10 protein-coding genes and 1 pseudogene are annotated in these 10,223 nt (G+C 55.2%); 4 read left to right on the plus strand and 7 right to left on the minus strand.

The window, feature by feature from the left end:
• Nucleotides 1–218 precede the first annotated feature (218 nt).
• The 5 genes and pseudogenes from ABYV26_RS12820 to ABYV26_RS12840 all read right to left on the minus strand — a co-directional run.
• Entirely contained in the window at nt 219–1,568 is a 1,350-nt protein-coding gene (locus ABYV26_RS12820; protein ID WP_372681579.1) for a sigma-54 interaction domain-containing protein, read from the minus strand.
• A gap of 258 nt (nt 1,569–1,826) precedes the next feature.
• A complete protein-coding gene (locus ABYV26_RS12825) occupies nt 1,827–2,645 on the minus strand; it encodes a TIGR02757 family protein (protein ID WP_372681581.1) in 819 nt (272 codons plus the stop codon).
• Nucleotides 2,633–3,433 (minus strand): 4Fe-4S dicluster domain-containing protein, encoded by an 801-nt coding sequence (locus tag ABYV26_RS12830; protein WP_372681583.1) that lies wholly within the window; start codon nt 3,431–3,433, stop codon nt 2,633–2,635. The genes ABYV26_RS12825 and ABYV26_RS12830 overlap by 13 nt, the downstream gene beginning before the upstream one ends.
• A gap of 189 nt (nt 3,434–3,622) precedes the next feature.
• Nucleotides 3,623–3,889: a Rossmann-like domain-containing protein gene (locus ABYV26_RS12835; protein WP_372681595.1), complete on the minus strand. Its 267-nt coding sequence runs from the start codon at nt 3,887–3,889 to the stop codon at nt 3,623–3,625.
• Nucleotides 3,863–4,024 (minus strand): annotated as a pseudogene (locus ABYV26_RS12840) (enolase N-terminal-like fold-containing protein); the annotation flags it as partial. The gene ABYV26_RS12835 and the pseudogene ABYV26_RS12840, both read right to left, overlap by 27 nt.
• A gap of 443 nt (nt 4,025–4,467) precedes the next feature.
• On the opposite strand from ABYV26_RS12840, the gene ABYV26_RS12845 reads away from it, so the two are divergent.
• The 3 genes from ABYV26_RS12845 to ABYV26_RS12855 are packed head-to-tail and all read left to right on the plus strand — an operon-like array spanning nt 4,468 to nt 7,226.
• Nucleotides 4,468–5,889: a cytochrome c biogenesis protein ResB gene (locus tag ABYV26_RS12845; RefSeq protein ID WP_372681585.1), complete on the plus strand. Its 1,422-nt coding sequence runs from the start codon at nt 4,468–4,470 to the stop codon at nt 5,887–5,889.
• Nucleotides 5,890–5,931: 42 nt separating this feature from the next.
• Complete coding sequence (gene ccsB, locus ABYV26_RS12850; protein ID WP_372681587.1) at nt 5,932–6,771, plus strand: c-type cytochrome biogenesis protein CcsB; 840 nt, start codon at nt 5,932–5,934, stop codon at nt 6,769–6,771.
• An 8-nt stretch (nt 6,772–6,779) separates the two neighbouring features.
• Nucleotides 6,780–7,226, plus strand: coding sequence for an AsnC family transcriptional regulator (locus tag ABYV26_RS12855; protein WP_372681589.1), 447 nt, complete (start codon nt 6,780–6,782; stop codon nt 7,224–7,226).
• A gap of 362 nt (nt 7,227–7,588) precedes the next feature.
• Here the strand turns inward: ABYV26_RS12855 and ABYV26_RS12860 are convergent, their stop codons facing one another.
• Entirely contained in the window at nt 7,589–7,990 is a 402-nt protein-coding gene (locus tag ABYV26_RS12860; protein WP_372681590.1) for a response regulator, read from the minus strand.
• Between the two features lie 294 nt (nt 7,991–8,284).
• Here ABYV26_RS12860 and ABYV26_RS12865 point away from each other — a divergent pair, with 294 nt between their 5' ends.
• Complete coding sequence (locus ABYV26_RS12865; protein WP_372681591.1) at nt 8,285–9,202, plus strand: NAD(P)/FAD-dependent oxidoreductase; 918 nt, start codon at nt 8,285–8,287, stop codon at nt 9,200–9,202.
• A 28-nt stretch (nt 9,203–9,230) separates the two neighbouring features.
• On the opposite strand, the gene sfsA is transcribed toward ABYV26_RS12865, so the two are convergent.
• The gene (gene sfsA / locus ABYV26_RS12870; protein WP_372681593.1) at nt 9,231–9,953 is read right to left on the minus strand and encodes a DNA/RNA nuclease SfsA; all 723 of its coding nucleotides are present in this window, start codon (nt 9,951–9,953) and stop codon (nt 9,231–9,233) included.
• Nucleotides 9,954–10,223: the final 270 nt, after the last annotated feature.

A 10,223-nucleotide genomic window follows, 5' to 3' on the forward strand; every position in this document is an offset into this window, starting at 1 on the left:
AGGGGCTCGATTTCGAGCCCCTTTTTTTTCTGTGATGTCTTTTCAGTGATGTGGCGGGGATTATTCGTCAGTCCGTACACGACAAACTTGAAAAAAGTCGCATTTCCAACGGATTCGTAAAAAGCCCGAGATCAAGGTTTGCAAATCCTGAGGAATGAGTAGTACTTACGGTACGCCGCAGTGACGAAGGATGAAGCGTAACGCCGATATCGGGCTTTTTACGAATCCGTCAATACCTGGGGATGATCACCCAGAAAGCGGTATAGGGTGGCACGGCCGACGCCTAAGACCTTGGCGGCCCGGGCCTTGTTGCCGCCGGTCTTGGTCAGCGCCGCCTTGACCATCTCCGCATCTAGTTTGCGCTGTGGGCCCCGTTTTGGCTTTTCGAATATCATGTCCCTCAATTCCAGGGGCAGGTCTTCCGGCCGGATCACTTTCCCCTTGCAGCGGACGATGGCAAACTGGACGGCGTTTTGAAGCTCACGCACATTCCCCGGCCAGGTATAGTCCATAAGTATGTTCAAGGCTTCCTGGGCGATGCGCACCGGCCGCTGCCCATGAATGATCGGTGCTTTGGACAGGAAGTGTTCCACCAGCCGGGGAATGTCGGATTTGCGTTCGCGGATGGGGGGGATGTGGATGGGAATGACGTTGAGACGGTAGAACAGGTCTTCCCGGAAATTTCCCTTTTTGACCGCTTTTTTTAAGTCCTTGTTGGTGGCGCTGATCACGCGTACATCGACCGACACCGTTTTTTCGCCGCCTACCTTCTCAATTGTGCCTTCCTGGAGGAATCGCAGTAGTTTCACCTGAAGCAACTTGGGCAGTTCGGCGACTTCGTCGAGAAGGATGGTGCCTTTGTCAGCCAGTTCGAAGCGGCCCTTCTTTTCCCGGATGGCGCCGGAAAAGGCCCCTTTCACATGGCCGAACAGTTCGCTTTCGATCAGGCCTTCGGGCAGTGCGCCGCAGTTGATTGGCACAAACGGGTTGCCGGCGCGCAGGCTTTCGTCGTGAATGGCATTGGCCACGAGTTCTTTGCCGGTGCCGGTTTCGCCGAAGAGGTGGACCGGGTAGTCGTAGCCGGAGACATCCTTGATTTGCCGGAACACGTCGACCATTTTGTTATCGCAGCCGATGATATTGCAAAATCCGTTCATTTCTCTGGCTTTGACTCTCAGTTCAAAAAGGTCGGTGACATCCCTGAAGGTGGCCAGCACGCCGACTTCCCTGTCGTTTTCGTCCCGCATCATGGTAGCCGTCATTTCCAGCCGACGCGGTTCTCCTGCCCGGGTGAGGATGTTGACCGGATACTCGGCAGTGTCGGCAAAGATGGGCTGGTCGCCGCAAAAGGAACAGCGGCTGCCGCAAAAGGGCCCGCCAAGGGCTTCGTGACAATCTTTGCCGAGGACATCTTCACGGCGATACCCGGTAATTTCTTCAGCCTTCCTGTTGAAGTAAAAAATGCGCCGGTCCAGATCATGGGCGATGATGCCATCTTTCATATTGTCCAGAATTCGCTCCAGGTTTTTCCGGTTGGATAATATGTTGTCGATGGTCAGCGCGTTCATTTATGCTCTAAATTCAGCTTGAGAACTGGAAAAACGGAAACTGAAGTGGTGCCCGCCCACGATCGGGCTGCCTGTGATAAGCGAGCGTAAGATAGCATCAATGGTTTAAATGTTCAACCAAAATGGAATTGGTCGGGCCTCGACAACTGGCGGGGTAAGGCCTTTCAAATATAAAGGAAACGATACGCCAAACCAGATGTCGTCTGGCTCGAGAATGCATGTGGAGACCAAGGAGAGGCTATGGCGAAGCGAATGATGTCAGGGTTGCTGATAGACTAATGGAAGGCAGTCCATATCCAGCTCCGAACGGATGCCCAGACGGGTCAGGGAAAAATCGTAACGAACGGGATCCTCGGCACAGATGGCCTTGAAGCCGGCAGTGACTTCAAGAGCGGTGCGCATGTCAGCTTGACCTCGCTGGGTAAAGCCGAGGCGGCGTCCGACATGGTGCATGTGTGTATCCAGCGGAACCATGAGTTCGGACGGGGCCACACAGCGCCAACCGCCGGGGTCCACCCGATCCTCGCGAACCATCCAGCGCAGATAGAGATGCAGTCGTTTGCAGGCGCTGGTTTTGCCGGGATCCGGCAGCAGGTGCCCGGGACTGTTGCGGCCACGGGTCAACTGACCGAACAAATGGGCCAGCGCCGCAAGCAGATTCTCCCGGTCCGGCGTCAGGCCGGCGGCAAGGCAATTTTCCAGGCTGCCGAACTGCCGGACCACCCGGCCTGCACCATACAGCAGGGCCGCCAACTGGTCGCCGTCGGCAAAGCGGTGTCGGAAACCGGAGAAGGTCTGCGACATGGTCTTCAGTGTGCTGCGGGTAATGAACCGATGGGGGGACGGTCCCATCTTTTGAAGAACCGCCGCCGCGCTTTTCAGGATCTGAGCCACCCGGCCATAGGCCAGGCATGCTGCCACCAGGCCGACAACCTCCCGTTCTTTCAAATCCTCCCAGGCATAGAGAAATTCCAAGGGGTCGGGGTGGACATAGGCCCGTTGATGATATTGTCGGTAGATCGCCTCCAGGGTGTCCACCAAGGCTTGTCGGTGCACGTTGGGTTTCAATCCGCCCATTTTTTGGAGAAATCGTCTATATCCGCGTCGGTGAGCAACTGGGCAAAGCGCTGACCGCGGGTACTCCGTGATTTGTAGAAAGCCAGGAAGTCCTCGATCATGAGCACCACCGTCTGTTCATCGTGAATGCCCTGCAGTTCCCTGGCCAATCGGGGATGGCGGCCCAGCTTACCGCCGATCAACACCCGGTAGCCTTTTTTGCCCGCTTCCAATGTGCCTGTGGGGCAGGCGGTCACGCAACTGCCGCAGTGGACGCAGCGCGTAAAGTCTATAGAACGGGCTTCGCCGTTTTCAGACAGCACCACCGCATCTTCCTTGCAGGCCTCGGTGCAGGCGCCGCAGGCGCTGCAGGGGATCTTCGTGAATTCGGGCGTTGCGGCGCCGAGGATGCCCACATCCTTGATTTGGGGCTGGGAGCAGGCATTGGGGCAGTCGGCGATGCTGATGCGGAATTCGTGGTGGAACTTCAGATCGCCCTGTACCCGGGATCTTAAGAACCCCAACAGGTCGGCATCCGCCATAACCTGTTCGATCTTTTCCACCAGTCCCTCGCTGGCCATGGCCCGGTGGGGGCATCCACTGCTGCCGAAGCAGGCATCCAACTGGTAGCCTTTGACCTCGCTGCTCATTTTATTGAGATATCGGGCCTGGGTAGCTTTGACGTCGGACAGGCTCACGCAGTCCTTACCGGCATCGGCGGCCTCCTTTTCCACCCGGGTGCGAACCTTCTTGCGAACGAAAAAAGGCACCTTTTTCACGGCCGTTTCGGCGTCTGCGGACCATCGCATCGTTAATGGTTCCCTTCCTATTAAACGTCAAGTTCGGATTGTTGGGTCACATTCAAAATGCCACCAATTGTCTCTCTCCATAATCGTTTTCGAGGATGGTTACGTTGACTGAAGTCAAAAGATAATCCTTGATGTGAGAGATGAAAGCGGAAAACGGAAACAGCGGTTTGGGCCCGCGCGGGTGACGGCCTATGCGGCCAACCAGTAAACCCTGCGCGTGAAGGGTTTTAGCGCGCGTGCGCTGCCGCCGCGGCGAACGATTTTAAGCGTCTGCCTCGGCTCGATGATGGCAGCGCCGGCCGGCATGTTAATCGGCAAACCGGCAAATGCCTTCGGTAACATGGGGGTTGAGGGGCCCAGCAGCACGGTTTTTAGGTCCGGTCCGGTATGGGAGAGGATGGTTTCCGTGGAGTTGTTGATGATACTGGTGGCCGGGGACCCTTCGAAATCGACAATATCGACCTTTCCTGCGCAGCAGCCGTTCAGGGCCACACCGGTGGCGGCGATGCCGATCCCGCCATCCGAGGTTGTCACTGCCGTGTAACCGATACCGATGGTGCCCTTGTCGACATTGACCCGCTTGGCTGAAGCCGCTGTGCATTCAAAGGATTTTTTGGTTTAATTCTATGACTTGTGGTTCCACGCACCCGGTCGCCTGTATTTGGACAATTTGATTCAAGTCAATGATCGGATGTATCGAGCCGGGGTATCCTTTGCCATTTCCGATCGGCAGCCGTCAGTGGGTAATAACAGGGTGTTAGAAGAGATGTCCAGTATTTCATTTTGCCCTTTTTTAACAGGAGATTTTCTGTCAAAATAAGCTTTTGGTGCAAAGAGCCGCTTTACATTACCGGTTACGGGAATTAGTTTTTGGTTCAATTTTTTGAAGCAAGTGTGGGAAAAACTTGAAGCCGTTTGTTTTGAAAAATATCGTTGACGCCGCCACCGGCTGATCAAACGCATGTGGTTCATGGCCCGATTGGACCCTCCCTCGCTATGGCGGTTCATCGTTGCCCATCATTGAGGAGTGTTTATTGAAGAACGCGAACCCACTTTGGAAATTTTTCTGTTCCGTCAAGCTGACCATTGTACTGCTGCTCTCTTTGGCGATCACATCGATCATTGGCACCGTTATTCCCCAGAATGAAAGCCCGGATGCATACCTGCATGCCTATGGGGCCTTTCGTTATCAACTGCTCAGCACCCTGGGCATCTTCGATATGTACCACTCCTGGTGGTTCCAGGGTTTCCTTTTGCTTTTGACCGTCAACATCGTCGTCTGTTCCATCGATCGGCTCAGCGGGAGTTGGAAACTTATTTTTACCCGAACGCCCAAGGTTCGACCCGAGCGGTTCACCAAGCGAGCGGACGCCCGAACGCTGACCGACAAGCGGAATGCAGAGGAACTGGTCAGCGTCTACGAGCCGATCGTTGCCCGTCGATATGCGTATTGCAAGGTTACCCGTTCGAATGATGGGGCGGTGATTTATGGTGAAAAGGGTCGACTGTCCCGACTGGGCGTATATATCGTTCACCTGAGTGTGATTTTATTGCTTATCGGCGGCTTGGCAGGCTCTTTTTTCGGCTTCGAGGGGTATGTCAATATCGCCGAAGGCGAAGCGACGGACACGATCCGAATTCGCAACACGGGGCAGATTCACCGCCTGGACTTTCAGATCCGGTGTGATGATTTCAGCCTGACGCTTTATGAAAACGGAGCACCCAAAGAATACCGATCTGCCTTGACCATTTTAGAAAGCGGCCAGGCGGTGAAACAAAAGGACATCATCGTCAACGATCCTTTGCGATATCGGGGCATCAATATCTTTCAGTCCAGCTATGGCAAGCTTCAACCCGAGAAAATGCCACGGCCGGAGACGCCGGCCGGGGGGCCGGCGGAGGCCTATACCCTCAATTTCACGAGCAGCGCCTCGGGGATGAGCTATGCCGTATCGGCCAAGGTGGGTGTCCCCGTCGACATCCCCGAAGGGTTGGGCAAGTTCGTCGTCATGGCCTACGAGGCCGAGACAACCTTCCGCGGGATGGAGGTCGGGGCGGCCCTTAAAGGAATTCTGACCCCACCCGAGGGGGAACCGGTGGAGGTGCTGCTTCCCTTGAAGTTTGCCAACTTCGATAAAATGCGCGGTGGCGATGTGATGATCGCCGTGGCCAATCAGCCCCAGGAGAAATTCACCCCCCAGCAGCCTGCCGAAGATCGCTACTACACGGGTCTCCAGGTGACAAACGATCCCGGCGTGTGGGTGGTCTATACCGGATTCATCCTGATGATCGCCGGTTGTTTCGTGGCCTTTTATCTGTCTCACCAGCAGGTGTGCATCGTGATCGAACAGCTTCGCAAGAACAGCCGGGTGACCTTTGCCGGCACGGCCAACCGCAACAAACTGGCCATGAAAAAAACCACCGATAAGTTATTTGCGGCCATGACCGAGAGTTGACCCCATTGGCCCTTTGAATGAAAAAGGAGTTCAAGATTGCCCATGAGCAGTTCACCGTTACTCTCCATTTCAACCTTTGTTTTCGCCCTGGCCGCGATTTTTTATATGGCGGCGCTGATTTTCAAACAACCCCGCTTGACCCTGCCGGCGCGCTGGACCGTGGTGGTCGCGGTCCTGACGACCACGGCGGGCCTCCTGCTGCGCTGGGTGGAGTCCTACCAGATGGGCATCGGGCATGCCCCCTTGTCCAACCTTTACGAATCCCTGGCTTTCTTTGCCTGGACCGCAGGGCTGATTTATCTCTTCGTTGAGTTTAAATACAAAAACGCGCTGATCGGGGCCTTTGTCACGCCCATCGCCTTTCTGGCCATGGCGTACGCGTCCATGTCACCCAATATCAGCGACCGCATCCAGCCGTTGGTGCCGGCGCTGAAAAGCAACTGGCTCATCGCCCATGTGGCTACCTGCTTTTTCGGCTACGCTGCATTTGCCATCGCATTCGGGATCAGCATCATGTACCTGATCAAGGCGAGGGATCCTCAAAAGATCGATGGGATTATCGGGCATCTTCCCAAACTGGACGTGTTGGATGAACTGACCCATCGCATGGTGCTGTTCGGCTTCCTCTTCCTCACCGGAGGAATTATCACCGGAGCCGTATGGGCCAACTCGGCCTGGGGCAGCTATTGGTCCTGGGACCCCAAGGAGACCTGGTCCCTGATCACTTGGTTTGTCTACGCGACCCTGCTGCACGCGCGCCTCATGCGCGGCTGGGAGGGCAAGCAGATCGCCTATCTGTCCATTCTGGGGTTTGCGGCAGTGCTGTTTACCTATTTCGGCGTCAATCTGCTGCCGGGGTTGCATAGTTATGGAAAAGTATAGGGGTAAAAATGGACGACTTGGACAAAACGATCCTCAATCGCATTCAGACGCGATTCCCACTGGTCCCACGGCCCTTCGAATCGATTGCCCGGGAACTGGGTACGACGGAGGCCGAGGTGTTGACGCGCGTAACCCGGCTTAAGAATACTGGCATTATTCGGCGGATCGGTGGAAATTTCGTGCCGGGCAAGGTGGGGTTCGTGAGCACCTTGTGTACGGCTCAGGTGCCCGAAGAGAAGGTGGATTTATTTGCCCGGACAGTCAATTCCTTTTCCGGGGTGACCCACAATTATCTCCGGGAAAATTCATTCAATGTGTGGTTTACGTTTATCGCGCCTTCCATGGATGTCATTCGGGACAATCTGGCCCGAATCGCCGAAAAAACAGGTGTTAGGCGGATCCTCAACCTGCCTGCCACGCATGTCTTCAAGATCAAAGCGAAGTTTGACCTTTAATCTTGATGAACCCGTAAAAAGTCGAGATGTCCTCTTTTTTGTCATCCCCGCGAAGGCGGGGGACCAGCAATAACAGAAAGTTATAGATAGCGCCAATGCTTCACTGCGTGCGCCCGTCTGCGCGGGAATGACATGACAGGGGACTTTTTGCGGGTTCATCAAGGTTCAGGCGTTCAGCGTTCAAGGGATTAGGGTGCACCGAAAACCCAAGCAATCGTGTTCATTGATTGTAAACGCTGATCCGTTGGATGGTTACATGCAGGAGTTACCCGCGCTGCGATTCGTGGTTGGATCAGGAATGGGTGAGCCTGAGGGCAAGGTCAACGAATGAGACCAACCCCGAACAGTGAACCCAGAACCGATCAACCCTCCTTTAAAATGCCTTTTATTTTGGCCGAAAGGTCGGCAACCTGGTAGGGTTTCTGGATGACTGAACTGGGCTGCATGTTGCCGAATTGAACGGTCACTTGGTCGATTGCCAGACCGCTGGCAATGATTATCGGCAGTTTGGGGCTCAGCTTCCGCAACTGCTTGAAGGTTGCCAAGCCGTCCATGCCGGGCATGGTCAGATCCAGCACGACACAGCCAATGGATTCCCGATGCTGGCCGAATCGATCCAGGGCCTCCTCACCGCTTGCTGCGGTGATGACCGCATTGCCCAGGCGCTGCAAAATGGCTTTTCCGACCTCAAGCACCATTTTTTCATCATCGACCAAAAGCACCGATTGGCCGCTCATCGAATTGTCGGGGGAATCCGTGTTCATCCGTGCGTCCTCATTCTTGTTCCCAGCAGCTGCGTCGTTTGTGCTGACCGATGACGAGACATTCCCGGATCGAGTTCCATGGGAATTGTTGAAAAACTCTATTTATACTTGTTATGATAGGGTAAAAAATAAAGGATATCAATTCTATTTTTTGGTGGCGGTATCGCTGAGTTGAGTTTGTCCTTGTCGTGGTATTTGATTTTTCCTCCATCATGGGTGTGTTCAAACCTCTATCAGGGACAATCGCGCTCGATATTTTCTCAGTTGAATGCCGGCAGATCAAAGGAGTGAAAAATGGGCGAGACAGAAGTGTTTGATGTGGTGATTGTGGGTGCTGGACCGGCTGGACTTCAGGCAGCTATCCATGCGTCCCGTAAAAAAGTGTCGGTGCTGGTGCTGGGCAAGGAGAACAAGAGCAGCCTGTTCAGGGCCCATGTGGAGAATATGTGTTGCTTGTTCAACGCCACCGGCCAGACCATGCTGGAGACCGGGCGCCGGCAGGCGGAAAATTTTGGAAGCCGGTTTCTCGATGCGGACATTCTTAGAATTACAACCCAAGAAGACCAATTTGTACTCGATACGGAGAGCGGAACCCAACTGACATGCAAGGCTTTGATCCTGGCCACCGGCACCGCCCGGAATAAGCTGCGGGTCAAGGGGGAGAAGGAACTGGTTGGCAAGGGGGTGAGTTATTGCGTGGATTGTGATGGTAATTTCTACCGGGGCGAAGAGGTGGCTGTGGTGGGGGGTGAGAGCGCTGCTGCTGATGGTGCGTTAACGCTGGCTGAGATTGCCGGCACGGTTCACCTGATTTGCGACGACCTAAAGGTTTCCGATGCACTGCTTGGCCGGCTGGAAAACAGCCGGGTGGTTGTCCACCGGGGTGCCAAGATCCGTGAGATCGCCGGTGAGGAGCAGGTCAGCGCCCTGGTCCTCGACGACGGCACCACCTTATCCACCACAGGGATTTTTATCGAACTGGGGGCCAAAGGGCTCATGGAACTGGCCACGTCTCTGGGCGTTGCGCTGGATGATGACATGCGTTTTATCCGAACCGATAAGGGCCAGCGCACCAGCGTGCCGGGCATCTTTGCCGCCGGGGATATATGCGGGCCGCCCTGGCAGGTGGCCAAGGCGGTGGGCGAGGGGTGTGTGGCCGGTCTCAATGCCGCCGACTACGCCAAGAAACTTAAGCGCCTTGGTGACAATTAGGCCTTCGGGGGGCTCATTTTTTCTGCTGTTATAGCTCACAAGGTACCCGATGGTTCAGCCGGATGGCGCTGAGATCGATGGAGACGTCGTATGCAATGATCTCGACGCCACGTTGCGATGCCTGGCGCAGCTTGTTACCGTATTCGGGATCGATGTGATCGGCGGGGGCAAACCGATGGGCATCCATGCGCTGGATCAGAAAAAACATGGCACATCGGCAACCCGAGGCCACCAGACGCTGCAGTTCGGTCAAATGCTTCTGGCCCCGCAGGGTCACCGCATCGGGAAAGGTGGCTACGCCGTCGGTCACCAGCGTGCAGTTTTTAACCTCCACGTAACAGGGGCGGCGATCCGGTGACGCCAGCAGGATGTCAATCCGCGAATGGCTGCCCACCTTTACTTCCCGCCTGACCGTTTCATAGCCATTCAGTTCCGCCACATCGCCCGATGCGATGGCATGGGCAGTCAGGCGGTTGGGCACCTGGGTGTTGACGCCTACCAAGGAGCCGGGCATGTGGATCAGCTCCCAGGTATACTTGAGCTTTCTTTTAGGGTTGTCGTGGAAGGAGAGGTAGACCGGCCGGCCAGGTTCACAGCAGGCTTTCATGCTTCCCGAATTGGGACAGTGGGCGGTTATGGTTTCCCCGTTTTCCAGCCGGACATCCGCCAGAAAGCGCTTATAGCGCCGGATCAGCGTACCGGGGATCAATTCCGGCCAAGTGATGATGCCCTTAATTCGCGTTCGGGTCATTGCTCTCCAATCTGCTGATAAGTTAAGGCCTTCGATCAGATAGAAATTGACTTTTCTTTGAATCCGTCAAAAATAAATAGCAGAAGACGCGCCCATTGGCCATCACCCATTGACAGAACCCGTTTTGGTGGGTTAGGGGGTCTATGTTAACGTTGCCAACATGGCCGGTGTTCCAGGGCTGGAAAAACGCCCGCACGGATTGACCGCTGCGGCAATATAAAGATCTGAGGAGGGGTTTCCATGCTGTTCAATCCGAAGAAGGCGGGGTTC

Source organism: Desulfosarcina sp. (assembly GCF_041551955.1).
Lineage (GTDB): Bacteria > Desulfobacterota > Desulfobacteria > Desulfobacterales > Desulfosarcinaceae > Desulfosarcina.

Excerpts from the sequence above, each read along its gene's own strand:
- ABYV26_RS12820 (WP_372681579.1), bottom strand. The coding sequence starts at position 1,568 with ATGAACGCGCTGACCATCGACAACATATTATCCAACCGGAAAAACCTG.
- ABYV26_RS12825 (WP_372681581.1), bottom strand. The coding sequence starts at position 2,645 with ATGGGCGGATTGAAACCCAACGTGCACCGACAAGCCTTGGTGGACACC.
- ABYV26_RS12830 (WP_372681583.1), bottom strand. The coding sequence starts at position 3,433 with ATGCGATGGTCCGCAGACGCCGAAACGGCCGTGAAAAAGGTGCCTTTT.
- ccsB (WP_372681587.1), top strand. The coding sequence starts at position 5,932 with ATGAGCAGTTCACCGTTACTCTCCATTTCAACCTTTGTTTTCGCCCTG.
- ABYV26_RS12855 (WP_372681589.1), top strand. The coding sequence starts at position 6,780 with ATGGACGACTTGGACAAAACGATCCTCAATCGCATTCAGACGCGATTC.
- ABYV26_RS12860 (WP_372681590.1), bottom strand. The coding sequence starts at position 7,990 with ATGAACACGGATTCCCCCGACAATTCGATGAGCGGCCAATCGGTGCTT.
- ABYV26_RS12865 (WP_372681591.1), top strand. The coding sequence starts at position 8,285 with ATGGGCGAGACAGAAGTGTTTGATGTGGTGATTGTGGGTGCTGGACCG.
- sfsA (WP_372681593.1), bottom strand. The coding sequence starts at position 9,953 with ATGACCCGAACGCGAATTAAGGGCATCATCACTTGGCCGGAATTGATC.